Annotated in this window: 22 protein-coding genes; 12 read left to right on the top strand and 10 right to left on the bottom strand. The window is 60.3% G+C overall.

The window, feature by feature from the left end; all coding sequences use genetic code 11:
• Window positions 1-15: 15 nt before the first annotated feature.
• Complete coding sequence (betC, locus tag BLU01_RS12620; RefSeq protein ID WP_092275619.1) at window positions 16-1524, bottom strand: choline-sulfatase; 1509 nt, start codon at window positions 1522-1524, stop codon at window positions 16-18.
• A 114-nt stretch (window positions 1525-1638) separates the two neighbouring features.
• Here betC and BLU01_RS12615 point away from each other — a divergent pair, with 114 nt between their 5' ends.
• Window positions 1639-2589 (top strand): choline sulfate utilization transcriptional regulator, encoded by a 951-nt coding sequence (locus BLU01_RS12615; protein WP_092275616.1) that lies wholly within the window; start codon window positions 1639-1641, stop codon window positions 2587-2589.
• Window positions 2590-2595: 6 nt separating this feature from the next.
• On the opposite strand, the gene BLU01_RS12610 is transcribed toward BLU01_RS12615, so the two are convergent.
• Complete coding sequence (locus BLU01_RS12610) at window positions 2596-3261, bottom strand: NAD(P)-dependent oxidoreductase (RefSeq protein WP_092275612.1); 666 nt, start codon at window positions 3259-3261, stop codon at window positions 2596-2598.
• A 95-nt stretch (window positions 3262-3356) separates the two neighbouring features.
• Between BLU01_RS12610 and BLU01_RS12605 the strand changes: the two genes are divergently transcribed.
• Window positions 3357-3683, top strand: a complete 327-nt coding sequence (locus BLU01_RS12605; protein ID WP_092275609.1) for a DOPA 4,5-dioxygenase family protein — start codon at window positions 3357-3359, stop codon at window positions 3681-3683.
• Here BLU01_RS12605 and BLU01_RS12600 read toward each other — a convergent pair whose 3' ends face one another.
• Window positions 3684-4085, bottom strand: a complete 402-nt coding sequence (locus BLU01_RS12600; RefSeq protein ID WP_092275606.1) for a GFA family protein — start codon at window positions 4083-4085, stop codon at window positions 3684-3686.
• A gap of 387 nt (window positions 4086-4472) precedes the next feature.
• On the opposite strand from BLU01_RS12600, the gene BLU01_RS12595 reads away from it, so the two are divergent.
• The 8 genes from BLU01_RS12595 (at window position 4473) to BLU01_RS12560 (ending at window position 15314) form a co-directional block, all read left to right on the top strand.
• Window positions 4473-5780, top strand: a complete 1308-nt coding sequence (locus tag BLU01_RS12595; protein WP_092275603.1) for a CitMHS family transporter — start codon at window positions 4473-4475, stop codon at window positions 5778-5780.
• 935 nt (window positions 5781-6715) lie between these two features.
• Window positions 6716-8374, top strand: a complete 1659-nt coding sequence (locus BLU01_RS12590) for a Na/Pi cotransporter family protein (protein ID WP_092275600.1) — start codon at window positions 6716-6718, stop codon at window positions 8372-8374.
• A gap of 174 nt (window positions 8375-8548) precedes the next feature.
• On the top strand, window positions 8549-9934 hold the full coding sequence (locus tag BLU01_RS12585) for a M16 family metallopeptidase (protein WP_092275596.1): 1386 nt from the start codon (window positions 8549-8551) through the stop codon (window positions 9932-9934).
• 785 nt (window positions 9935-10719) lie between these two features.
• A complete protein-coding gene (locus tag BLU01_RS12580; RefSeq protein ID WP_092275593.1) occupies window positions 10720-11748 on the top strand; it encodes a DUF5924 family protein in 1029 nt (342 codons plus the stop codon).
• A gap of 54 nt (window positions 11749-11802) precedes the next feature.
• On the top strand, window positions 11803-12951 hold the full coding sequence (locus BLU01_RS12575; protein WP_092275590.1) for an ABC transporter permease: 1149 nt from the start codon (window positions 11803-11805) through the stop codon (window positions 12949-12951).
• Between the two features lie 29 nt (window positions 12952-12980).
• The gene (locus BLU01_RS12570; RefSeq protein ID WP_092275587.1) at window positions 12981-13763 is read left to right on the top strand and encodes an ABC transporter ATP-binding protein; all 783 of its coding nucleotides are present in this window, start codon (window positions 12981-12983) and stop codon (window positions 13761-13763) included.
• A 1-nt stretch (window position 13764) separates the two neighbouring features.
• Window positions 13765-14703 (top strand): MlaD family protein, encoded by a 939-nt coding sequence (locus BLU01_RS12565; protein WP_092275584.1) that lies wholly within the window; start codon window positions 13765-13767, stop codon window positions 14701-14703.
• A complete protein-coding gene (locus tag BLU01_RS12560; protein WP_092275581.1) occupies window positions 14700-15314 on the top strand; it encodes an ABC-type transport auxiliary lipoprotein family protein in 615 nt (204 codons plus the stop codon). Before BLU01_RS12565 ends, BLU01_RS12560 begins: the two co-directional genes overlap by 4 nt.
• Before the next feature lie 142 nt (window positions 15315-15456).
• Here the strand turns inward: BLU01_RS12560 and BLU01_RS12555 are convergent, their stop codons facing one another.
• From BLU01_RS12555 to BLU01_RS12530, 5 genes are all read right to left on the bottom strand, one after another.
• Complete coding sequence (locus tag BLU01_RS12555) at window positions 15457-16686, bottom strand: nucleoside recognition domain-containing protein (RefSeq protein WP_092275578.1); 1230 nt, start codon at window positions 16684-16686, stop codon at window positions 15457-15459.
• A gap of 212 nt (window positions 16687-16898) precedes the next feature.
• Complete coding sequence (gene gltP / locus BLU01_RS12550; RefSeq protein WP_092275575.1) at window positions 16899-18230, bottom strand: glutamate/aspartate:proton symporter GltP; 1332 nt, start codon at window positions 18228-18230, stop codon at window positions 16899-16901.
• A gap of 797 nt (window positions 18231-19027) precedes the next feature.
• Window positions 19028-19492: an inhibitor of vertebrate lysozyme family protein gene (locus BLU01_RS12540; RefSeq protein WP_092275572.1), complete on the bottom strand. Its 465-nt coding sequence runs from the start codon at window positions 19490-19492 to the stop codon at window positions 19028-19030.
• Window positions 19493-19494: 2 nt separating this feature from the next.
• Window positions 19495-19659 carry a DUF1328 domain-containing protein gene (locus BLU01_RS12535; protein ID WP_003177151.1) on the bottom strand — a complete coding sequence of 55 codons (165 nt, stop codon included), beginning with the start codon at window positions 19657-19659 and terminating at the stop codon, window positions 19495-19497.
• 94 nt (window positions 19660-19753) lie between these two features.
• Window positions 19754-20041 (bottom strand): hypothetical protein, encoded by a 288-nt coding sequence (locus tag BLU01_RS12530; protein WP_092275569.1) that lies wholly within the window; start codon window positions 20039-20041, stop codon window positions 19754-19756.
• Window positions 20042-20481: 440 nt separating this feature from the next.
• On the opposite strand from BLU01_RS12530, the gene algB reads away from it, so the two are divergent.
• Entirely contained in the window at window positions 20482-21828 is a 1347-nt protein-coding gene (gene algB / locus BLU01_RS12525) for a sigma-54-dependent response regulator transcription factor AlgB (protein ID WP_092275566.1), read from the top strand.
• 10 nt (window positions 21829-21838) lie between these two features.
• Window positions 21839-23629 (top strand): ATP-binding protein, encoded by a 1791-nt coding sequence (locus BLU01_RS12520; protein WP_092275563.1) that lies wholly within the window; start codon window positions 21839-21841, stop codon window positions 23627-23629.
• A gap of 6 nt (window positions 23630-23635) precedes the next feature.
• Here the strand turns inward: BLU01_RS12520 and BLU01_RS12515 are convergent, their stop codons facing one another.
• Complete coding sequence (locus BLU01_RS12515) at window positions 23636-25249, bottom strand: EAL domain-containing protein (RefSeq protein WP_092275560.1); 1614 nt, start codon at window positions 25247-25249, stop codon at window positions 23636-23638.
• Window positions 25250-25324: 75 nt separating this feature from the next.
• Entirely contained in the window at window positions 25325-26104 is a 780-nt protein-coding gene (locus BLU01_RS12510; RefSeq protein ID WP_092275557.1) for an N-acetylmuramoyl-L-alanine amidase, read from the bottom strand.
• Window positions 26105-26200 lie beyond the last annotated feature (96 nt).

Here is a 26200-nt window from a genome sequence, read left to right as displayed (position 1 = left end):
GACTTCCCCTTCACATTATTGGTTTTGGCAGGGTTGTGGATAACGTGCTTTGCGCTCCAGATCATCGAGGTCGATGTGGTTGCGCATGTACTGCTGACTGGCGTCGACCAGCGGCTGGTGATCCCAGCTCTTCAGCTTGCCGATGGTCAGGGCCTCGGCGACGAAACGCCGGCGCCGTTGGCTCTGCAGCACTTGTTGATGAATCTGCGGAATGTTCCATTTGGCCCGCGCCTCGGCGAGAAACTCGTCGAACAACGGCCGATGCGACTGGCTGAGTTCTTCCTGTTCGCGCGGGTCGTTGTGTACGTCGAAGAGTAGGCAAGGGTCGTCTTCGCTGTAGATAAATTTGTACGCGCCGCGCCGAATCATCATCAACGGGCTGATGGTGCCTTCGGCCATATACTCGCCGAACACTTCGTCATGCCCGCCCTGCCCTTGCAGATGCGACACCAGCGAACGGCCATCGAGCGGCAAGCCCGGCTCCAGTGAACCGCCGGCCAATTCAACAAACGTCGGCAACAGGTCGGCCGTCGAAACCGCAGCGCTGACCCGGCCCGCGCCGAACTGCCCTGGCGAGCTGATCAACAGCGGCACGCGGGCGGCCATTTCGAACCAGTGCATTTTGTACCAGAGGCCACGCTCGCCAAGCATGTCGCCGTGGTCGCCGGAGAACACGATGATCGTGTCGTCGATCAGCCCGGTTTCCTCAAGCGTTTGCAGGAGTTTGCCGACGTTGCTGTCGATATAGCTGCACGCGCCGAAATACGCGCGGCGCGCATCGCGAATCTTATCCACAGGCAATGGCTTATCCCACAGGTCGTAAACCTTGAGCAGGCGCTGCGAGTGCGGGTCGAGTTCGGATTGCGGCGGCGTCGTAGGCAAAGGGATGTCGGCGTCGTCGTACATATCCCAGAACGGCTTGGGAATGGTGTACGGATCGTGTGGGTGAGTCATAGACACGGTCAGGCAAAACGGCTGATCGCCATCCTCGCGGATGTGATCGAACAAGTATTGCTGCGCTTTGAACACCACTTCTTCGTCGAAATCCAGTTGATTGGTGCGCACGCACGGCCCGGCTTGCAGCACCGAGGACATGTTGTGGAACCAGGTCGGGCGCACGTCCGGTTCGTCCCAGTTTACCGACCAACCGTAATCGGCGGGATAGATGTCACTGGTCAGGCGTTCTTCATAGCCGTGGAGTTGGTCCGGGCCGCAGAAATGCATCTTGCCCGACAGCGCCGTGCGGTAGCCGAGGCGACGCAGATAGTGCGCGTAAGTCGGGACGTCGGCGGGGAAATCGGCCGCATTGTCGTAAGCGCCGATCTTGCTCGGCAATTGACCGCTGACCAAAGTAAAACGCGACGGCGCGCACAACGGGCTGTTGCAATACGCGGCGTCGAACACCACGCCTTCGGCGGCGAGGCGGCTGAGATTCGGCAGTTTGATAGGCGAAGGACCGTAGAACGGCAACATTGGCGCGGCCATCTGATCGGCCATGATGAAAAGAATATTCTTGCGCTTCATGTGATCGCGGCATTCCATAGTGAATATTTATGCGAGAGTGCTGCCACCGAGCATGGAGGCCATGCGATTTGCGGTAAAGCCCACGCCAAGCAATGACTAGGATAAGCACAGCTTATGTATGACGCCCTCGGTGATTTGTCCCTCGACCTGCTGCGCGCCTTCGAAGCAGCGGCCCGTCAGCGCAGTTTTACCGCCGCAGCGGTGGAGCTCGGCACCACCCAACCGGCGATCAGCCAGCAGATCAAACGGTTGGAAGAGCAGCTCGGCACACGACTGTTTGATCGTATTTACCGTGGCATCGAACTGACTGAAGCCGGGACCATCCTGTTCGAGCAAGTTCAGCTCGGTTTGCAGAATATCGACGCAGGACTCACCGCGATCAGCGCGCAGCATTCCCACGAAGTGCTGCAAGTCGCCACCGATTTCGCCTTCGCCGCGTATTGGCTGATGCCGCGTCTGCACCGCTTTCACCAGGCCAATCCGCACATCGACGTCAGCCTCGTCACCAGCGAACGCAATCACAACATGCTGCGCACCGATATCGACGTCGCCGTGCTCTTCGGCGATGGCCGCTTCAAACAGGGCGAAAGTCATTGGTTGTTCAGTGAGGAAGTGTTTCCGGTGTGCAGCCCGCTGTTGCTCAAGGACCGCGCCCTGCCCTTGCCGGTGCCGGCGCTGCTGGACTTGCCGCTGCTGCATTTGCGCGGCGAGAACAGCAGTAACTGGTTCGACTGGAGCGGCGTGTTTCGCGAGTTGGGGATTACGTCTGCGCCGGCGCCGGGGCAGTTGCGTTTCGACAACTACACCTTGCTGATCCAGGCTGCGATTGGCGGACAGGGCGTCGCAATCGGTTGGCGGCACCTTGTGGATAACTTGTTGGCGCAGGGTTTGTTGTGTCGGCCAATCGCCGACACGCTGATTTCCCGATTGGGTTATTACGTGGTGTTGCCGCAACGCAAACGTCGCGGCGAGTTGATCCAGCAGTTTCTCGATTGGCTGATGGAAGAGCAGGCAACCAGCGCGCAATCGCTGACCGGCCTGCCCTTTCCTTCGATTGCGGTGTGAACGTTTCTAGTAATCTGTCGCCGCGACGAAGTTCACATGTTCGCCGACGTGCAGATTCAAACGCAGTTCATCGGCGATGCCGACCGCCACGCGATTCAAGCGCTCAAGCGGTTCGGCCAGGCCCGGTTCCAGCGAGCTGCTGACCTGGCTGAAATGCTCGATGGTCAACCCGGCCACGCCACGCGGCGCGTCCACCAGCGTCCATTGCAAACCGCTGCCCTGCAGGGCTTCGAGGATTTCTTCGGCGGCGTGCAGTTGCAGGTTGTCCTCCACTTCCGGCTCGTCGAGCTCGGCGAAATCTCCTACGACAAACACTCGGGAAATACCGGCGGCTTGCATGCCGTCGATCAGCGCATCAACCGCCAGCACTTGTTCGACCGGGCCGGGGACGATGGTTTTTTCCACATGTTCGCTGCTGATTGGCAGCCCCGGCGCGTCCAACAGGCAAATCACCGCCGAACTGCCGGCGACGCTTTGCTTGACCCGTTCGGAGTCAAACAGATCACCGTTTTTGGTGCGCAGACCGGGGCGTGGCGCGAGCGCCGTCAGGTCATCGAGAATCGCGATCACTTCATGCTGGCGCCTCAGCATTTCAGCCATCAGCGCACTGCCCAAGCTACTCATGGCACCATAGAGCACCACTTTTACCGTCGGGGTTTCGGCATTTTTCATGGCTGATCTCCTTATCCCTTCTTATAAGTTGTACGTATATGGCGTGTGACCTGTAGGAATCGGCGAGGGTTCGAACGAGTTTCCGAGAGGTGCAGATGCAACAGATCACCGGCTACCACGCCCACGTTTATTTCGACGCCAGCACCATCGATCAGGCGCGCGCCTTGTGTGAGCAAGCGGCTGCGTTGTTTGCGCTGAAAATGGGCCGCCTCCACGAACGCCCGGTCGGGCCGCACCCGGACTGGAGCTGCCAATTGGCCTTCGAGCCAGAGTTGCTTGGCCAGGTGCTGCCGTGGCTGGCGCTCAATCGCCGCGGTCTGGTGGTGTTCCTGCACCCGGACACCGGCAATGATTTGCTCGATCACACTGAACACGCGATCTGGATGGGCGCGGTCCGACCGCTGAACCTGGCTATTTTCTGATCAGATTTTTTCTTCGGCTTCGCTGGGCAAATGCTCGTCGAGGTGCAGCCACGGCAAGCGGCTGTCGCTCCAGATATGCCGCTCGGCCGGGGCGTGTTCAGGGTGATCAAGGGTGGCAATGGTCACATCGATGCTCTCGGGGCTGAGCTGCGTGATCAGCGCGACTTGCGCCCCACAGGTCGGGCAGAAATATCGCACGCAACTCGCGGACGAGTCGTAGCGCGATGGCGCCCCGCCCAGCCAGGCAAAGTCTGCTGCGGGCACGGTGATCCAAGTGGTGACGATGCCGCCGCTGACCCGCCGGCAAATCGAACAATGGCAATGTGCGATGTCGTGCAGCGGCCCGCTGAATTGATAGCGCAAGTGTCCGCAATGGCAGCCGCCGCTGTGAATCTTTGCCATGTGTTTCCCTCCTGATGCGTTTAGAAAGCAGGCTCGTTCCCGCAAAACTGTGCGCGCCGCCGATTCACTGCAGGCCTGAGCCTACGCCTTGCCGTAATTGCGCCGCCTCGGCGCAGTCCGACGACCGGTGCCACAACCGCTCAATGCTTTCATCAGCGAAAGGTAGCTGAAAGCTTGGCCGATTAGGATCGCCCCACTGCCGGCAACAGACCGGTTGGCCATGCGCATCGTTCGCACGGTCCAATTAACAACAACAATGGTGATTCTGATGTCTTTCGTTACCCGCCCCCTCGCTACACCTCCGCCCGTACGCCTCGCGCTTCCCGTTCTGCGCTGACCCGACCCGGTTCGCCCATTCCCTAGCCGCGCTACGCCTGGAGTATTCCCATGCTGACTTTCCTTGGCTTCGCCATGGTCATCACGTTCATGTTCCTGATCATGACCAAGCGCTTGTCCGCGCTGATTGCCCTGATCATCATCCCGATCCTGTTTGCGCTGTTTGGTGGTTTCGCGCCGAAAATCGGCCCGATGATGCTAGAAGGCATCACCAAACTTGCGCCGACCGGCGTCATGTTGATGTTCGCCATTCTGTATTTTGCGCTGATGATCGATTCCGGCCTGTTCGACCCGGCCGTGCGCAAGATCCTCAAACTGGTCAAGGGCGACCCGTTGAAAGTGTCGGTCGGCACCGCTGTGCTGGCGCTGGTGGTTTCCCTCGACGGTGACGGCGCGACCACTTACATGATCTGCGTGGCCGCCATGCTGCCGCTCTACAGCCGCATCGGCATGAGCCCGCGAATCATGGCGGGCCTGATCATTCTGGCGGGCGGCGTGATGAACATGACGCCGTGGGGCGGCCCGACCGCACGTGCTGCGAGTGCACTGCATGTCGACCCGTCGGACATTTTCGTGCCGATGATTCCGGCGATGCTCGCCGGCGTAGTGGCGATCCTGGCGATTGCCTATTTCTACGGCAAACGCGAGCGTGCGCGCCTCGGTGAATTGCACCTGGCGGGCGATGAAGTGGATCACAGCGAGATCAGTGTTTCGCAGTTCCCGGATGCGCGCCGTCCTAAGTTGATCTGGTTCAACGGCCTGCTGACGCTGGGCCTGATGTGCACGTTGATTGCCGGCCTGCTGCCGCTGCCAGTGCTGTTCATGGTGGCGTTCAGTATCGCGATGATCGTCAACTACCCGTGCCTGCAACAACAAAAGGACCGCGTTGCGGCCCACGCCGGCAGCGTGCTGGCGGTGGTCGGGTTGATCTTCGCGGCGGGGATCTTCACCGGCATTCTGTCGGGCACCGGCATGGTCGACGCGATGTCGAAAAGCTTGCTGGCGGTGATTCCGGAATTCCTCGGCCCGTACCTGGCGGTGATTACTGCGCTGGTGAGCATGCCGTTCACCTTCTTCATGTCCAACGACGCGTTTTACTACGGCGTATTGCCGGTGCTCGCCGAGGCCGCCAGCCACTACGGCATTACCCCGGTGGAAATGGCCCGCGCCTCGATCGTCGGTCAGCCTGTGCACTTGCTGAGCCCGCTGGTGCCATCGACCTATCTGCTGGTCGCGCTGGCCGGAATCGAATTCGGCGACCATCAGCGCTTCACCCTTAAATGGGCCGTGCTGGTGTGCCTGTGCATCATGGTTGCAGCGTTGCTGATGGGGATCTTCCCGCTGTTCAGCACCCTGTAAACAGCGCGCATCCCAGCCAACGCCCCGCCTGTAGCAGCTGCCGAAGGCTGCGTCCGGCTGCGAAGCAGTCGCCACACCTGACGATGCGGTTCTTCAGCAAGACCGCGTTGAATGGATCAGCGACTGCTGCGCAGTCGAACGCAGCCTTCGGCAGCTGCTACATGAAGCGAATCGCGGCATCCCCGGCCCCATGACCACCACCCTGTAGCAGCTGCCGAAGGCTGCGTCCGGCTGCGAAGCAGTCGCCACATCTGACGATGCGGTCTTTCAGCGAGACCGCGTTGAATGGCTCAGCGACTGCTGCGCAGTCGAACGCAGCCTTCGGCAGCTGCTACATGAGGCGAATCGCGGCATCCCCCGGTCCCATGACCACCACCACCACCCTGTAGCAGCTGCCGAAGGCTGCGTCCGGCTGCGAAGCAGTCGCCACACCTGGCGATGCGGTCTTTCAGCGAGACTGCGTTGGATGGATCAGCGACTGCTGCGCAGTCGAACGCAGCCTTCGGCAGCTGCTACATGGAGCGAATCGCGGCATCCCCCGGCCCCATGACCACCACCACCCTGTAGCAGCTGCCGAAGGCTGCGTTCGGCTGCGAAGCAGTCGTTAGACCTGACGATGCGGTCTTTCAGCAAGACCGCGTTGAATGGATCTGCGACTGCTGCGCAGTCGAACGCAGCCTTCGGCAGCTGCTACATGGAGCGAGTTGCGGCATCCCCGGCCCCATGGCCACCACCACCCTTTAGCAGCTGCGGCATCTGGGTTTGTGTCGCCGCATCAAGCTGTTTTTATGACAGTTTTGTTTCAATCGCTTATTCAGCTATGCGATGCTGGCGCCCAGACCGTTAGCCAACTACAGCTTAAGTACAGAACGTAGATCGTTGCGCGGCACCGTCAATTTGCCCCTTTGGGGCGCTACCACCACAGGGGGCCCAGCATGCTGACCCTGCTCAATTTGCTATCCGCCGTGACCTTGCTGATCTGGGGCACGCACATCGTTCGAACCGGCATCCTGCGGGTTTACGGTTCCAATCTGCGCCACGTGATTGGCCAGAACATGTCCAAACGCGGGTTGGCGTTTATCGCCGGCATCGTCGTCACCGCCATGGTCCAGAGCAGCAACGCCACGGCCATGCTCGTCACCTCCTTTGTCGGCCAGGGCCTGATGGCGCTGACCCCCGCGCTGGCGACCATGCTCGGCGCCGACGTCGGTACCGCGCTGATGGCGCGCGTGCTGACGTTTGATCTGTCGTGGCTGTCGCCGCTGCTGATCTTCCTCGGAGTGATTTTTTTCCTCTCGCGCAAACAGACGCGCATCGGCCAGATGGGCCGCGTCAGCATCGGCCTCGGGCTGATTATCCTGGCGCTGCAACTGATCGTCGAAGCCGCCGCACCGATCACCCAGGCGCAAGGTGTGAAGGTGATTTTCGCCTCGCTGACCGGCGACATCCTGCTCGACGCCCTGGTCGGCGCGCTGTTCGCGATGATTTCCTATTCCAGCCTCGCCGCCGTGCTGCTGACCGCGACCCTGGCCGGCGCCGGCGTGATCAGCTTGCCAGTGGCGATTGGCTTGGTGATCGGCGCCAACATCGGCAGCGGCATTCTGGCGTTCATGAGCACCAGCATGCAGAACGCTGCGGGTCGCCAAGTGGCGCTGGGCAGCTTGTTGTACAAACTGATCGGCCTGCTGCTGATCATTCCGGTGCTCGACCCGTTGGTGCACTGGATCGACAGTCTCGATTTCAGTCCGCAGGAAATGGTCATCGGTTTCCACCTGCTCTACAACACCGCGCGTTGCCTGATTCTGCTGCCGAGCGTCGGGCCGATGGCCAGACTCTGCGCCTGGCTGCTGCCCGAGCGGCCGGAAATCAACGGCATGGCCAAACCGCGTCATCTCGATGCGACGGCGCTGGTCACCCCCGGTCTCGCGCTGGCCAACGCCGCTCGGGAAACCCTGCGCATCGGCGACCTGATCGACAACATGCTCGAATCGATGCTCGACGTGCTGCGCGGCAAACAGACCGCCGTCACTCAGGAAATGCGTCGCCTCACCGATGATGTCGAAGCGCTCTACAGCGCGATCAAACTGTACCTGGCGCAGATGCCGCGCGAAGACCTCAGCGAGCAAGACAGTCGGCGCTGGGCGGAAATCATTGAGTTGGCGATCAACCTCAAACTCGCCAGCGACCTGATCGAACGCATGCTGCGCAAAGTGCAGCAGCAGAAGACTTCGCAACGCCGCTCGTTCTCCGAAGTCGGCCTGGAAGAGCTGGCGGGGCTGCACAGTCAGCTGATTTCCAACCTGCGATTGGGCTTGTCGGTGTTCCTCAGCAGCGATCCGGAAAGTGCCCGGCAGTTGCTGCGCGAGAAACGCCGTTTCCGCGCGCAGGAACGCCGTTTGGCCCACGCGCATGTCAGCCGTTTGCAACGCAAGATTGTGCAGAGTATCGAAACCAGTTCGCTGCACCTGGAGCTGATTGCCGACATGAAACGCCTCAATTCGCTGTTTTGCAGCAGCGCCTACGCGGTGCTGGAAACCGCCGACACCGGCGCGCTGGCGGCGGACGATTTGGCCGACATCACGCATTCGCCTTGAACGTCTGGGTGTGTGGCCAGTCAGTAACAGAGGTTCTGGTTCAAGATCATCGCGAGCAAGCTCGCTCCCACAGGTGATTGGTGTCGTTGATAAAACCAATGGGGGAGCGAGCTTGCTCGCGATGGCTGCCTGGAAAGCGACACGGATCTCCAATCAGCCGTATGGAAGCCTGTTATGCGTTGTCTGTTATTCGCCTGTCTGTTGCTCGGTTCATTTCCCGCGTTTGCCCTGGATCGTTTTCAGGTCGAAGGCTACGCGCTGCCCAATGGCCTGCAATTGCTGCTCAAACCCGGCACCGACCGTGGGCATGTAGCGATTCGCCTGGTGGTTGGCGTCGGCATCGACGACTTCCCTTGTGAGGAAAAGGAGCTGCCGCACCTGCTCGAACACTTGCTGTTCAGCGGCATCGACGCCAGCGGCGAAGGCGGTCTGGAAGAACGCATGCAGGCCTTGGGCGGTGAATGGAATGCCTTCACCAGCAACGCCGACACCACATTCGTGATCGAAGCCCCGGCGAAGAACCAGCGCAAAGTCCTCGACCTGCTGCTGGCGCTGCTGACTCAAACCCAATTCGACGACAACGCGATCAACGCCGCCAAGCAAGTGGTCGAGCGCGAGGACGGCGGCCATTATTCGCACCTGCAACGCTGGATGGACAGGCAGGACCTCGGGCACACCGCGAGCAATCAGTTGGCGGTGGAGCTGGGCCTGAAATGCCCGCAACGCGCCGAAGTCGATTACCTGACCCGCGAGCAACTGGATAAGGTGCGCAAGGCCTGGTACGCGCCGAACAACATGACCCTGATCGTCGTCGGCGACCTCGACAAATTGCTCCCGGCCTATCTGGAACGGGCCTGGGGGCCGCTGGAACCGGTCGATCCCACCGAGCATTTGGCGTTGCCGGAAGTCAACGCCAGCGCCGCGCATGAGCGCAGTCTGATTCACGGTTTTGTCGGCGGCGGGGCGAAGTTGCACTGGCTGGTGCCGGAGCCGGTGCTCGAAGATGTGCCGGACCAGACGTTCGATCTGCTCAAGGATTATCTGGATTGGGCGCTGTATCGGCAGATGCGCCTGAACCACGGTTTGTCCTACGGGCCGTGGGCCGAGCGCGAGTTGTTCGGCAGCGTCGGTTTCATGAGCCTGAACGCTGACCTTGAGCGCGAGAACATCGATGAGGCCAAGCAGGTGCTGGAGGATTTGAAGGCTGATCTGCTGAAGAACGGCCTCGATGTCGACACCTTCGACCGCCTCAAGCAAGCCGCCATCGCCCGCCAATCTTGGGCCGTGCAGGGCAACAGTGCGCTGGCCGACTACTATTGGAGCGCGCTCGGCGATTATCAGGACGGACGCTTCACCAACCCGTCCAGGGAACTGCAAGGCGTGACGCTGGCGGAAGCCAACAAAGCCATGCGCGAGTTGTTGTTGCAGCCGGGTTATCTGCGGATCGAGAAACCGCTGCTCAGCGATGATCAGTTGTTGTGGGTGCTGGGCGGGGTGTTGGGCTTGATCGTGCTGGGCTTGCTGGCATTGCGCGCCCACCGCAAACCCACCGCGCTGTAGCAGCTGCCGAAGGCTGCGTTCGGCTGCGTAGCAGTCGTCAAACCGGGCGATGCGGTTTTTCAGGAATACCGCGTTGTTTGGACCAACGACTGCTGCGCAGCCGAACGCAGGCTTCGCCAGCTGCTACAAGGGTTTTGCGGGTCGGGAAGGTTTCGCGGGTTTCGGGAGTTGCGACAAAGGTTTTGCGGGTTTGATATTTGCTCCACGCTGCTCGCAGATTGACTGGCTTGCCGGGCGCCCCTATAGCAGCTGCCGAAGGCTGCGTTCGGCTGCGAAGCAGTCGTCAAACCGGGCGATGCGGTTTTTCAGGAATACCGCGTTGTTTGGACCAACGACTGCTGCGCAGCCGAACGCAGGCTTCGCCAGCTGCTACAAGGGTCTTGCGGGTTTCGGGAAGGTTTCGCGGGTTTCGTGAGCTGCGACAAAGGTTTTGCGGGTTTGATATTTGCTCCACGCTGCTCGCAGATTGACTGGCTTGCCGGGCGCCCCTGTAGCAGCTGCCGAAGGCTGCGTTCGGCTGCGAAGCAGTCGTCAAACCGGGCGATGCGGTTTCTCGGGAAATACCGCGTTGTTTGGACCAACGACTGCTTCGCAGCCGAACGCAGGCTTCGCCAGCTGCTACAAAGGTTTCGCGGGTTTCGGGAAGGTTTTGCGGGTTTCGTGAGCTGCTACAAAGGTTTTGCGGGTTTGATATTTGCTTCAGGCTTCTCGCAGGTTATCGCCACGCTGGCCTCGCCAGCGTTACCCTGTCGAGGATTTTTTCCACGACTAATGTGAATCGCCGAATGCCGACCCTGACCGTATTTGTCCAGCGCATCATTGACTTGATGAAACGCTATCCGGGGGTCATTGCGCTCGGTGGTTTTGTCTCCGGGGTCGGCAGTTTCATGCTGGTCGATCGTCAGCAAGGGCTGGCGACGTGGATCACTATCATCATGCTGATCAGCTGGATCTGGCTGATGCTGGAAAACAGCCTGACCAAGCTCTTCGCCAGAATCTTCAAACGCGAAATCCCCCAGCCGCTGCTGCGTTACGCCACGCAGATGATTCACCAGGAAAGCCTGTTTTTTGTCCTGCCGTTCTTCTTCATCACCACGACCTGGAACAGCGGCCAACTGGTCTTCACCGGGTTGCTGAGCATCGCCGCGCTGATCTCCATCACCGATCCGCTCTACTACAAATGGCTGGCGCCGCGCCGTTGGGCGTTTCTCGCGTTGCACACGCTGACGCTGTTCGCCGCCCTGCTCACCGCCCTGCCCGTGATCCTGCACCTGACCACCTCGCAGAGTTTCAAACTGGCGCTCGGCATCGCCGTGGTCCTGTCGTTCCCGAGCCTGGCGTCGATCTTCCCGATCCGTACCGTGCGCAACGCCCTGGCCATCCTCAGCATCACGCTGGGCATCGGCGCGCTCGGCTGGGTGCTGCGCTCGTGGGTGCCGCCGGCGACGTTGTGGATGACCGACGTGGCGATCAGCACGCAAATGCAGGACCGCACGCCGGGCAAGAGCCTCGACGAAGTCAGCGCCGAGCAGATTCGCGGTGACGGGCTCTACGCTTACACCGCGATCAACGCGCCGCGCGGCTTGGACGAGCGGATTTATCACGTGTGGAAATTCAACGGCAAAGAGGTCGACCGCATTCCGCTGGATATCCACGGCGGACGCAAGGAAGGCTACCGGGCGTGGACGCACAAGCAGAACTTCCCCGGCAATCCGGCGGGCAAATGGCAGGTCCGGGTGCTGACCGAGGACGGCCAGGTCATCGGCGTGCTGCGCTTTGTGATCACGGACAGCACACCGACCAAAGAAAAGTAATCCGCTTCGTGCTATTACGTAACGCTGCGAAATCGCCGAACAAGCACGGAGCTTATGAGCAGCAGCACGATGGCCGGCAATGCCCGACTGGACACTTCCAGCACCCCCGCGAATTTGCGCGTTACGGGTGACTGGACGCTCGCCCATTACGCCGACCTCAAGCGCCTGGGCGACACCCTTCGCGGCCAATACGACGACAGCACGGCGATCGACCTCAATGGCCTCGGCGCGCTGGACACGGCCGGTGCCTCGCTGCTGGTGGAGCTGCTCGGCTCCGAACGCCTCGGCAAGTCCGCCGAACACCCTGACTGCACGTTGTCCGGCGCTGATCGCGCGTTGCTGCAAACGGTCTATTGCTCGATGACCGACTTTTGCGTGCCGATCAAGGAAGCCGAAGTCGGCGTCGGCATCCAATTGCTCACGCGCATCGGCCGGGCGGTCGACACCGTGTGGCAAGACACCCTGCAACTGCTGGGTTTCGTCGGCCTGATCCTCGAAACCATCGCGCGCGGATTGCTCCGTCCGAAGCGCTGGCGCATCACGCCGATGGTCGCGCACATCGAACAAACCGGCCTCGACGCTGCGCCCATCGTGGCGTTGCTGACGTTTCTGGTCGGCGCCGTGGTCGCGTTTCTCGGGGCAACGGTGCTCGCCAGTTTCGGCGCGAGCATTTTCACCGTGGACCTCGTGGCGTTCTCGTTCCTGCGCGAATTCGGCGTGTTGCTGACCGCGATCCTCATGGCCGGGCGCACCGCCAGTGCGTTCACCGCGCAAATCGGCTCGATGAAGGCCAACGAAGAGATCGATGCGATCCGCACCTTGGGCCTCGACCCGATGGAATTGCTGGTGGTCCCGCGCGTGTTGGCGCTTTTGGTGGCGCTGCCGATGCTGACCTTTCTGGCGATGCTTTCCGGGATTATCGGCGGCGGCGTGGTCTGCGCCGTATCGCTGGGGATTTCCCCGGCGATGTTCCTGTCGCTGCTGCAAACCGACATCGGCGTTCAGCATTTTCTGGTGGGAATGGTCAAAGCGCCGATCTTCGCGTTCCTCATCGCCGCGATTGGTTGCCTCGAAGGCTTCAAGGTCAGCGGCAGCGCGGAATCGGTCGGCGCGCACACCACGTCGAGCGTGGTTCAGTCGATTTTTGTGGTGATCGTGCTCGACGCCGTGGCCGCGTTGTTTTTCATGGAGATGGGCTGGTGAGTGGCTTACCCCGAGCGTCTGACGCGGCGATGACCGACGCGGTGATCGAAGTCCGTGGACTGTGCAACCGTTTCGGCAGCCAGAGCGTGCACGAGAACCTCGATCTGGATTTGTACAAGGGCGAAATCCTCGCGGTGGTCGGCGGTTCCGGCAGCGGTAAATCGGTGTTGCTGCGCAGCATCGTCGGTTTGCGCCAGCCCAGCGAAGGGGTGGTCAAAGTCTTCGGCAAGAACCTGCCGACGCTGTCCGAGCATGAGCGCTCGCTGGTCGAGCGGCGCTTCGGCGTGCTGTTCCAGAAAGGCGCGTTGTTCTCTTCGTTGACCGTGACCGAAAACGTCGCCCTGCCGCTGATCGAACACGCCGGCCTCAGCCGCGCCGACGCCGAGCACCTGGCAGCGGTGAAACTGGCGCTGGCCGGTTTGCCGCTGTCGGCGGCGGACAAATACCCGGCGTCGCTGTCCGGCGGCATGATCAAGCGTGCCGCACTGGCGCGGGCCCTGGCGCTGGACCCGGACATACTGTTTCTCGACGAACCCACCGCCGGCCTCGACCCGATTGGCGCGGCGGCGTTCGATCAACTGATCCTGACCCTGCGCGATGCGTTGGGCCTGAGCGTATTCCTCGTGACCCACGACCTCGACACCCTCTACACCATCACCGACCGCGTGGCAGTGCTGGCGCAGAAAAAAGTGCTGGTGGCCGATGCCATCGACGTCGTCTCGGAAACCGATGACGCGTGGATTCACGAATACTTCCATGGCCCCCGTGGCCGCGCGGCGCTGACTGCCGCTCAACAGCTAAACGAGGTCTGACATGGAAACCCGAGCCCATCATGTATTGATCGGCCTGTTCACTGTGCTGGTGGTGGCGGGCGCCCTGCTCTTCGGTTTGTGGCTGGCCAAGTCCAGCGTCGACACCGAGTTCAAGGATTACGAAATCGTCTTCAACGAGGCGGTCAGCGGTTTGTCCAAGGGCAGCGCCGTGCAGTACAGCGGGATCAAGGTCGGCGACGTCGTGACCCTGCGCCTCGACCCCAACGACCCGCGCCGGGTGCTGGCGCGCATTCGCCTCGGCGGCGAGACGCCGATCAAGGAAGACACCCGCGCGATTCTGGCGCTGACCGGGATCACCGGCACCTCGATCATCCAGCTCAGCGGTGGCACGCCGCAGAGTCCGACGCTCAAGGGCAAGGGCGGCGATCTGCCGACAATCGTCGCATCGCCCTCGCCCATCGCCCGTTTGCTCAACGACAGCGGTGACTTGATGGCCGGCGTGACCGCGCTGATGCACAACGCCAATCAGATGTTTTCGCCGGACAACGTCGAACGCATCAGCAAGACCCTCGAACACTTGGAGCAGACCACCGCGACGATTGCCGATCAGCGCGGCGATATTCGTCAGGCGATGCAGCAATTGGCCTCGGTCGGCAAACAGGCCGGCGCCATGCTCGAACAGACGTCGGCGCTGATGCGTAACGCCAACGGCCTGCTCAACGATCAGGGCAAGCAGATGTTCGGCAGCGCCGAGCAGGCGATGAAGTCGCTGGAACAGAGCAGCGCGACCATCAACACGTTGCTGACGAGCAATCAGGATTCCCTCAACAACGGCATGCAAGGCCTCAATGGCCTGGCCCCGGCGGTGCGTGAATTGCGCGAAACCCTGAGTTCACTGCGGGCCATTTCCCAACGCCTGGAAGCCAACCCCAGCGGTTACTTGCTGGGCAGCGACAAGAACAAGGAATTCACCCCATGAAACTGACTCACCTCGCCCTCCTCGCTGGTTTTGCGCTGCTCAGTGCCTGTTCGATTTTGCCCAAGTCCGAGCCGTCGGATGTTTATCGTTTGCCCTCGGCGCAGAGCGGCGCGGCGGGCAAATCCGGCGCGACGCAAGCGTGGTCGCTGCGTCTGGCCAAACCGCAGGCCAGCGAAATATTGAACAGCCCGAAAATCGCGGTGCTCCCGCAGGGTGATCTGATCAGCAGCTACAAGGCTTCGCGCTGGAGCGATCCGGCGCCGGTGCTGCTGCGCAACCGCTTGCTTGATGGTTTCCAGCGCGATGGCCGGGTGACGTTGTTGAGCACCGACGACAGCAATTTCCAGGCAGATCTGGAGTTGGGCGGCAATCTGCAGGCGTTTCAGACCGAGTATCAGGGCACTGCGGCCAGTGTGGTGATTCGTCTGGACGCGTTGCTGGTGCGCGGTTATGACCAGCGCATCCTCGCCAGTCGACGCTTCGAAGTGCGCCAGCCGCTAAACGATGTGCAAGTCCCGGCGGTAGTCACCGGGTTCGGCCAGGCCAGCGATCAACTAACCGCGCAAGTGGTGAACTGGGCGGTTGAGCAAGGGCAGAAAGCCCAACCGTAATACCGGCACACATCCCCGTGTAGGAGCGAGGCTTGCCCGCGAATGCGGAGTGTCAGCCAAGTTGATTTTGGATCTGCCTGCCCCTTCGCGGGCAAGCCTCGCTCCTACAAGGGGATCTTTGTTCGCAAGTGAATTGCTGGGGTTAACCAAAGAACCAGTAGCAAATAAAGATCGCGCCCACCACGCCAGCAAACTCCGCCAACAACGCACACCCCACCGCGTGCCGGGCGCGCTGGATGCCGACTGCGCCGAAGTACACCGCGAGCACGTAGAACGTGGTTTCGGTGCTGCCCTGAATCGTCGCCGCGACCAGTGCCGGGAAGCTGTCCACACCCGAGGTCTGCATCGTTTCAATCAGCATCGCCCGCGCGGCGCTGCCGGAGAACGGCTTGACCATCGCCGTCGGCAAGGCGTCGACGAAGCGCGTGTCCCAACCGGCCCACTCGACCAGATGCCGAATGCCGTCGAGGCCGAAATCCAGCGCGCCCGAGGCCCGCAACACGCCCACCGCACAGAGCATCGCCACCAGGTACGGCAGCAGATTCTTGGCGACGTCGAAGCCCTCCTTCGCGCCTTCGACAAATGCTTCGTAGACCTTCACTTTGCGCAGCGCGCCGATCAGCAGAAACAGCATGATCAGCCCGAACAGCGTCAGGTTGCCGAGGATCGAGGACAACCCCGCCAGCGCCGTCGCTGAGAGCGTCGCCAGCAGCGCCATGAAGCCACCCAATGCCAGCGCACCGGGAATCAGATACGCAAGCACCACCGGGTCCCACAGGCGCAGGCGTTGCATGAACGCCACCGACAGCAGACCGACCAGCGTCGAACAACTGGTGGCGAGCAGGATCGGCAGGAATACCAGCGTCGGGTCAGGCGCGCCTTGTTGCGCGCGGTACATGAAGATCGTCACCGGCAGCAGGGTCAGCGACGAGGCGTTGAGCACCAGAAACAGAATCTGTGCGTTGCTGGCGATGGTCGGGCTGGGGTTGAGCTCTTGCAGCGCCTTCATCGCTTTCAGGCCGATGGGCGTTGCGGCGTTGTCCAGACCGAGGCCGTTGGCAGCGAAGTTGAGGGTGATCAGGCCGATTGCCGGGTGACCGGCCGGGACTTCCGGCATCAGCCGCAGGAACAGCGGGCCCAAGGCCTTGGCCAGCCAGTCGACAATCCCGGCCTTCTCGGCGATCCGCAGAAAGCCCAGCCACAGGGTCAGCGTGCCGAACAGCAGGACCATGACTTCGACCGACAACTTGGCCATGGCGAAAATGCTTTCGACCATCGCCGCGAAGATCCCGGCATTGCCGCCGATCAGCCACTGCGCCATTGCCGAAACGGCTGCGACGATAAAGAAGCCAAGCCACAGGCCATTGAGCATCAGTTAAATCCCCCGAAGAATGCGGCGAATGATAGCGGGGTCGCCAGAAACGACAAACCCCGGATTTCTCCGGGGTTTGTTTTAACGCGCGCTGCTAGCACCTGAACCCTGTAGGAGCGAGGCTTGCCCGCGAAGAGGCCGGAACATTCAACATTTATGTTGATTGATACACCGCCTTCGCGGGCAAGCCTCGCTCCTACAAGGGCAAAGCATCAGTTTTTGGAAATCTCGCCGGCTGGCAATTTTTCCTTGCTGCGCCAGTGCGGCAGCGAGTTCCAGTAGCGCTCGCCCTTCGCGTCGTCGTACATGCCTTCCCAGCGCGAAATCACCAGCACTGCCAAGGCATTGCCGATCACGTTCAACGCGGTACGCGCCATGTCCATGATGCGGTCGACACCGGCGATGAACGCCAGGCCTTCCAGCGGAATCCCGACGCTGCCCAAGGTTGCCAGCAACACCACGAACGACACGCCCGGCACGCCGGCAATCCCTTTGGACGTCACCATCAACGTCAGCACCAGCAGCAATTGCTGGCTGATGGACAGGTCGATGCCGTAGAGCTGGGCAATGAAGATTGCCGCGATGCTCTGGTACAGGGTCGAACCGTCGAGGTTAAACGAGTAACCGGTCGGCACCACGAAGCTGCAAATGGCTTTCGGTGCGCCGTAGGCTTCCATTTTCTCGATCACACGCGGCAGCACGGTTTCCGAACTGGCGGTGGAGTAAGCCAGCACCAGCTCATCCTTGAAGATGCGCATCAGCTTGATCACCGAGAAACCGAACAGCTTGGCGATCAAACCCAACACCACAAAAGCAAAGAACGCGATGGCGAAGTACACCAGCACTACCAGCTTGGCCAGCGGCAGCAGCGAGGCAAAACCGAAGTTGGCCACGGTCACCGCGATCAGCGCGAATACGCCGATCGGGGCGTAGTTCATGATCATGTGGGTGACTTTGAACATGCTCTCGGAAACGCCCTGGAACATCTTCACCAGCGGCTCGCGCAGGTCCGATTGCAGGCTCGACAAACCGAGACCGAACAACACGGAGAAGAAGATGATCGGCAGCATTTCGCCGCGGGCCATGGCCGCGAAGATGTTCGACGGGATCAGGTTGAGGATGGTTTCGATGAACGCGTGTTCATGCTGAACTTCGGCGGCAGTCGCCTGGTACTTGGAAATATCCACCGTACCCAGCGTGCTCATGTCGATGCCGGTGCCCGGATGGACCACGTTGGCCAACACCAGACCGACCAGAATGGCGATGGTGGTGACGACTTCGAAGTAAAGGATGGTTTTGAGGCCGATACGACCGAGTTTCTTCGCATCACCGACGCCAGCGATACCGACGATCAGCGAGGAAATCACAATCGGGATCACGATCATCTTGATCAGACGGATGAAGATGTCGCCCGCCGGTTGCAGGACGTTAGTGATCCACCAGGCTTTTTCGGCGCTGAAATGGTTCAGCAGCGCACCGATTGCTATCCCCAATACCAGACCGATGAGGATCTGCCAGGCGAGGCTAAGCTTTGCCTTCTTCATATCATTACCCTTACTTCAGTTTGACTCGGGCAGGTGCGCGAACTGGAACGCTCAGTGGCGGAAAAGTCTGTGCATCTGCCCCCGTATAAGGTGCCCCGAAAGCGCTGGTTTACGGCTCTTCGGCAGGCGAAAAAAGGCGCAACTATTCCGATGCAAGGAAGCGACGTCTAATGCCGTAAACGCCTACCCTATGCCGAATCGGCATGAGCTTTTTTAAATGAAACCAGCGTCCCAACCGGTTCGAATACGACATTTCGGCAGGCATAAGTGCCGTGAACCGGCCATTTCAGAGCAGGTTGGTTGTTTTTTGAACAGGTGATTTCGAGGTGAAACTTGGGAAATTGCCTACGAATGCCTCGGAAAATTCCTCAACAAAAACAAAGTGCTTTCTCGATATACGGTCGCGACGAAACACCGCGAAACGTTTTTGCGGGGAATATGCAGCAGAGGGGATTCAGCGAAGTGCTCTGGATCAACGTTTTGCACGTTGAGGCATTAGCAGGAGATGCGCTTCTTGAGAGGAAGCTCTTCGCAAGTCCGTCGAGCCGCTATGGATCGGCGAACTTGCGTCGCAGCTTTTTACCTACCTGACCCGGCCCTTGCGCAAGCACTCCATGTGCCCGTAGGTCACTCCGACTCTGAAGCAGTCAGAACGTCCCGACCCCTTGGTCATGCGCCGGCCCTCCTCGAGTGGCGCACTGGAAAGGAGCAAGGCTGCTCCTTTCTTGTTTCAAACTCATGTCTTCGGTCCAGCTAATGCCTGCGGTCCAGCTAAGGAACCGAGTACCGCTTTTAACCTAGTACCAATTTGGATCTTTTTTCAGCGTTTCCATCAGCAGCTTTTGCATGCCTTCATCAGGCTTGCCGAGGAAACGGTAGTCAGCGTGGCGCGTCGGTGACTTGTCGGCGGGCAGACCCGCTGGCACTTGCACCCACATCGCGTACGCGTCTTCCTTGTCGAAACTGAAAGCCACGATCAAGCGATTGTTCAGGCAGGTGTCCTGTTTTTCGCACAGTGGCCCGACCAAATACTTGTCGCCATCTTCAGTCACAGCAGTCATTTGCTCGGAAGTGCCGCTCAGGTTCATCACCCATTCCGGCAATCGCTCTTCCTTTTTGACGACTTGAGTCCATGTTTCACGATACTGCGGGTCAGCGTTAAGCAACTCGCTGGCCCGCGCCTGGCCATCATTGGCCGCCATCGCCGTGGCACTGCCGCCCAGAAGCAGGGCGGCTGCCAGTGTCTTGCACAGAACGTTCATGGTCAGCCTCGACCGCGACGGCCGAAGAAGAACGAAGCAATGAACATCACCAGGAACACGACAAAGAGAATCTTGGCGATACCCGTGGCGGTGCCCGCGATACCACCGAAGCCCAGAACGGCGGCAATGATGGCAATGATCAAGAAAGTGATTGCCCAACTCAACATGGTGATTCTCCTTACTTCTATTTAGGGGTTCGTATCCGTGGTGCTTTTCCCGGCGCAGTAAACGCGCCAAGTCTGGTGTTACAAGTGTGATGCTTTAAAACACCCAACGTTCCTGACGTGGCATCTGATCCACAGGCTGAGCCTGGTCGACGTCCATCATGCGCATTGGGGCGCTGTCAGCGAAGTTGCTGCTGACGGCACTGAAATGGGTCTGGGTGGCGTGTTGAATCGACAGGCGCGGCGCTTCCGGCTGCTGGCTCTGTTCCCAACGTGCATATTGCTGCCCGCCGATCAAAGTGATCGAAAGAGCGAGCATGGCGAACAAACCTTGCTGGATGTGCAGAGGCGAGATACGCAGTTGTGCGGCACGTTGACGATTCATCCTGTAGCTCCTCCACCTGGGTGGTCATCTTGTTGAGGACGCTCATTCCATGAGTGCCCTGCGTTAACAAGACTATTGCAGCCTGCGTGCCAGCTTTTTCGAAGAAAAAAAACCAATAAGATCAATAGGTTGCGCATGCGATGAAAATCGTTTCGGACGCATCCTGCACGATGGGTCTCTGATCGTCGTGCGTAATGCACGATAATTTCGTAGGAAATTTCAAACTTTTTGAATTGAGTTGCGGTCGCGGATGTCAGACATTCACGTAGGCAAGCGCCGAAATGTTGTATTTTTTGTAAAAAACCAACTAAATCAGTCCATTAGCGGACAGGTCAGTAGATAACTACCCGGCCGGCGCTGGAATGGACCAGAATAAACCATGCAACTTGCCCGATTTATCCGGGACTAACCTAATATCTTTCAGTAAGGAGCGTAGGAAAATGGAATCAGCCACTGAGCAACAAGGCCGAATTCTGCTGGTGGACGACGAATCCGCCATCCTTCGTACCTTCCGCTATTGCCTCGAAGACGAGGGCTACACCGTCGCCACTGCCAACAGCGCTGCCCAGGCTGATGCATTGTTGCAGCGTCAGGTGTTCGACCTGTGCTTCCTGGATTTGCGTCTGGGCGAAGACAATGGCCTCGATGTACTGGCGCAAATGCGCATTCAGGCGCCGTGGATGCGTGTAGTCATAGTCACCGCGCATTCGGCCGTGGACACCGCCGTCGATGCGATCCAGGCCGGCGCCGCCGATTACCTGGTCAAACCGTGCAGCCCCGATCAATTGCGTCTGGCCACCGCCAAGCAACTGGAAGTGCGCCAACTCTCGGCGCGTCTGGAAGCGCTCGAAGGTGAAGTGCGCAAACCCAAGGATGGCTTGGACTCGCACAGCCCGGCGATGAAAGTCGTGCTCGAAACCGCCCGCCAGGTCGCCGGCACTGACGCCAACATCTTGATTCTCGGCGAGTCCGGTACCGGTAAAGGTGAGCTGGCGCGGGCCATTCACGGCTGGAGCAAGCGTGAGAAGAAATCCTGCGTCACGATCAACTGCCCGTCGCTGACCGCCGAATTGATGGAAAGCGAATTGTTCGGCCACAGCCGCGGCGCGTTCACCGGCGCCAGCGAAAGCACTTTGGGCCGAGTCAATCAGGCCGATGGCGGCACGCTGTTTCTCGACGAGATCGGCGACTTCCCCCTGACGTTGCAGCCGAAGTTGCTGCGCTTTATTCAGGACAAGGAATACGAACGCGTCGGCGACCCGGTCACGCGCCGCGCGGATGTGCGTATTTTGGCTGCGACCAACCTTAACCTTGAAGACATGGTCCGCGACGGCCGCTTCCGTGAAGATTTGCTCTATCGCCTCAACGTCATCACTTTGCACCTGCCGCCATTGCGCGAACGCACCGAAGACATTCTGACCCTCGCAGATCGTTTCCTCGCGCGCTTCGTCAAGGAATACGCACGACCGGCACGCGGTTTCAGCGACGAGGCGCGCGAAGCGCTGCTCAGCTATCGATGGCCGGGCAACATTCGCGAACTGCGCAACGTGGTCGAGCGGGCGAGCATTATCTGCCCGCAGGAACGCGTGGAAATCAGCCACTTGGGCATGGCCGAACAACCGGCCAACAATTCGCCACGGGTCGGCGCTGCACTGAGTCTGGACGAGTTGGAAAAAGCCCACATTGGCGCGGTGCTGGCCACCGCGGGCACGCTTGATCAGGCCGCCAAAACGCTAGGCATCGACGCTTCGACGCTGTACCGCAAACGCAAGCAGTACAACCTGTGAGCGATCTCCGATGAAATTGGCGATGAAGTTGCGGACCCGGCTGTTTCTGAGCATTTCCGCACTCATCACTGTGGCGCTGCTCGGGTTGTTGTTGGGTTTGGTCAGCGTGATGCAGATGGCCGGCAGCCAGGACGCCGTGGTTCGCAGCAACTTCGTCAGCCTCGACCTCGGCCTCAAGCTGCGCCAGACCCTGGGCGATCAGCTGGTCCTCATGCTCAGTGAAAAGCCTGATCCGGCTGCGTTCGAGGCGTCCAAGCAGCATTATTTCCAATTGCTCGACGAAGGTATCGCTCATGAACAAGTGGGCGACGCCGTGCAATACGGTTTCAGTCAGGCGAAAAAGGATTACCTGAGTTTCCTCCAGGCGTTCAGCGACTCACGCGGGCCGACGCATGTGTTGAGCGGCAATCAGGTGCTGACGGAGAAATTCAACGCGCTGCGCAACGGTTTGATTACCGAACACAAACGCGCACTCGACAACATCAACAACACTCAGCGCAAGGCTCGGGATCGCGCGTTGCTGATCGCCGGTTTGCTCGGATTTGTCGGGCTGGCGGTGTTGATCATCGGTTTCATCACGGCGCACGGGATTGCCCGGCGCTTCGGCGCGCCGATCGAGGCGCTGGCGCAAGCGGCGGATAACATCGGTCAGGGCAATTTCGAAGTGACGCTGCCGATTTCCTCCGCCGCAGAAATGAACCTGTTGACCCGACGCTTCGGCATCATGGCCGAAGCCTTGCGCGAGCATCAGGCGACCAACGTCGACGAGTTGCTCGCCGGCCAGCAACGCCTGCAAGCGGTGCTCGACAGCATCGACGACGGTTTGCTGATGATCGATCGCCAAGGTCATCTGGAACACCTTAACCCGGTGGCGCAACGGCAATTGGGTTGGGACAGCGACCGGCTCGGCCAAGGGCTGGGCAGCGCGCTCGAACGCCCGGAACTCGATGAACAGCTGCAACTGGTGCTGCGCGGCGGCACGCTGGAGCGCGCGCCGGAAGACCTGGCCATCGAAGTCGATGGCGAATCGCGGTTGCTCACGTACAGCCTGACCCCGGTCAGCCACACGCAGGGGCATATCCTCGGCGCAGTGATGGTGTTGCACGACGTTACCGAACAACGCGCGTTCGAGCGGGTGCGCAGCGAGTTTGTGTTGCGTGCCTCCCACGAATTGCGCACGCCGGTCACCGGCATGCACATGGCGTTCGGCTTGTTCCGCGAACGGGCGAAGTTTCCCGAAGATTCGCGCGAAGCCGATCTGCTCGACACGGTTAATGAAGAAATGCAGCGCTTGATGCAGTTGATCAACGACCTGCTGAATTTCTCGCGTTACCAGAACGGCCTGCAAAAACTCACGTTGGCGCCGTGCTCCATCGAAGATTTGTTAGCGCAAGCCAAGGACCGATTTGCCGCAACGGCGGCCGAGAAGGGCATCGACTTGCTGGTCGAAGTGCAGGGGCCATTGCCGCGCTTGCAGGCAGACCAGGCGCAATTGGATCGCGTGCTCGACAACCTGATCGACAACGCCATGCGCCATACCGCCGCGGACGGGCAGATTCGCTTGCAGGCGCGACGTCACGGCGAGCGGGTGATTATCAGCGTCGAGGACAATGGCGAAGGCATCGCCTATGGCCAGCAAGGGCGGATTTTCGAGCCGTTTGTGCAGGTCGGGCGCAAGAAGGGCGGTGCCGGGCTGGGCTTGGCGTTGTGCAAGGAAATCGTGCAACTGCACGGCGGGCGGATGGGCGTTTATTCGCGGCCGGGGCAGGGCACGCAGTTCTACATGGCGCTGGCGGTCTGAGCGGATTTACGCTTCGTCATCGATGCGGCGGCCATTTTGTCGTCGACCACGGGTGATCAGTTCAATGAACTGCACCGCGCTCAGCGCATGGGCGAACAGCCAGCCCTGACCGTACTTGACGCCTTCGCTGCTGAGAAACTGCGCCTGCGCTTCATGCTCAATACCTTCGGCGATCACCTTCAGTTGCAGGGCCTGGGCCATGTGAATGATGTGCGGTGCGACCCCGCTGCTGGCGGCGTCATGGCCCAGCGCATCGATAAACGCCTTGTCGATTTTCAGGCAATCCACCGGCAGGGTCTGCAGGTAGGCGAGGCTGCAATAGCCGGTGCCAAAATCGTCGATCAGCACCTGATGGCCAACATTGCGCAGCGCTTGCAGGTTTTCCCGCGCCACCACCACGTCAATCAATCCGCGTTCAGTCACTTCAAAAGCAATCTGCTTGGCCGCGACCCGGTGCACCGTCAGCAGGCGCGCCATCACTTGGCCGATGCGCGGCACCATGACGTCGCACGCGGCCAGATTCACCGAAATGTACAGTTGCGGATTCGCCCGGAGCAATTGGCCCAGTTGCTCAAGCAGCCGTTGCAGGACGAAGTCGGTCATTTGGCGGATTTGCCCGGTGTTCTCGGCCATCGGGATAAACAGGTCCGGACTGGTCAGCGTGCCGTCCGGCCTTCGCCAGCGCAGCAGGGCTTCGGCACCCACGCAATTACGGCTGTCGAGGTCGAAGATCGGTTGATACAACACCTGCAACTCGCCACGGCGGATCGCGCCTTGCAGTTCCGCGTCCAGCGACTGGCGCTGGCGCACCAGCAGAAACACCAGGAAACCGACGAAAATACCCAGCACCAGACTGCCCGGCAGCAGCCACCACCAGACGGCGGGCACATGCGTGCCGTTGCGCGGGGTGATCAGCACCAGTTGATATTCCGGGTTATCGGTCGGCATGCGGTAGATCAAGCGGCTTTGCGTGACTTGCAGCGCGTCGCGGCTTTTCGGTGGCCAGGGTTCAGTGGGCGGCCAGACTTGTTCCAGGCCCAGCACCGGAATCGCCCGTTGCCCGTGGTCGAGCACCACCAGCAGGCTGCTGCCGGGCGAGAGGTCGACCATGTCGGTCAAATGCCCGCGCGACGTCGCCACGCGAAAATTGCCGCGGCCGAGCATCAACGCGGCGCGGTTTTCATCCGGTTCGGTGGTGGTGTTCAGCCAATAACTGTAGGTCGGGCCTTTGATGTCCGGCGGGCGAACCAGCGATAAGCCTTCCTGGCGCGGCCGGTTGGAGCAAATGCGGCTGGCGTCCATATAAGCGGCTTCATAAACGAAGCGATAGCTGAAGCTGACTTGCTGCAACGTCGCGATCATTTCGTCATCGCAACCGCGCAACGGCTGCGCTTCCAGATCGTCGAGGCTTTCGCGTAACTGGCCAAAGAGTTGTTCGAGGCGGGCGAGGAAGCGTTCACCCTGAGCGTTCATTTCGCGGCTTTCGTTCTGCTCAACCTGATGCAGCGCGATAAACAGACTGGCGACCATCAGCAGCGTTGCACTGAAGACAGCAGCGAGCATCGCCAAAAACCAAGGGCGATAGAACCAACTTCGCAACCTCTCGCGCGTAGCAGCCATTTGGGAACATCCGAAGAATTACCAATGAGTTATAGCTGCTGTTTGAGAAAAAGCGCGACCGTCGGGCGGGCGTCATTATTTTGTCTGATTGAGCACCAGCAGCATCGCTGCTGTCTGCGCGTCCGGCGTGCCGTCGAAACGGCTAGGGCGGTAATGCATCTGGAAAGCCGCGATTACGTGGCGAGTGGCGACATCCAGTTCACCGGTCTGCGGCGTTGCGTAACCGAGGCGCGCAAGCTGTTCCTGGAACCAGCCGACGGTGGGCAGGTGCTCGGTGTATTGCGCTTGCCGGGCGGCGACCGCCTGTTCGTTGGGCCACACGCCCAGGCCTGCGGCGGCCAGGCGTTTCCACGGGAACAGCGGGCCGGGATCGAGTTTGCGCAACGGCGCGATGTCGCTATGGCCGATGATGTGTCGAGGGCTGATGCCGTGGCGTTTGCTGATGTCCTTGAGCAGCACGATCAGCGCTTGAATCTGATCTTCGCTGTACGGATACCAGAGGCGCCCGGTGGGCGTGTCGCGGAAACCCGGATTGACGATTTCGATGCCGATTGAGCTGGAGTTCAGCCAGGTCCGGCCTTGCCATTCGCTTTCACCGGCGTGCCAGGCGCGCATATTTTCATCGACCAGTTTGTAGATGGTCGCGCCTTTGTCGTCACCGATCAGGTAATGGCTGCTGACCTCGCCGTGGGTCAACAATTGCAGCGAGCGCTCCAGCGACGCCGAGGTGTAATGCAACACCACAAACGGCGTACGGCTGTCGAAATTGGCGGAAGGATGGCTGGTGTCGAAACGCGGACCGCTGGCGCAACCGGCCAGCAGCAAAAAAGAGGCAACAAAGGCGAGATATTTCATGGCAGATGGCAATACACGATGGACGATAATGCAACAGTGTAACGTATTCGCCCGAATGATGACGGCGACGGAGCTGGATTAAACAAAAGGGAACAA

It is taken from the genome of Pseudomonas prosekii, assembly GCF_900105155.1.
Lineage (GTDB): Bacteria > Pseudomonadota > Gammaproteobacteria > Pseudomonadales > Pseudomonadaceae > Aquipseudomonas > Aquipseudomonas prosekii.
The sequence above is the reverse complement of the archived record's forward strand: the minus strand, read 5'-3'. Positions and strand labels throughout refer to the sequence as shown.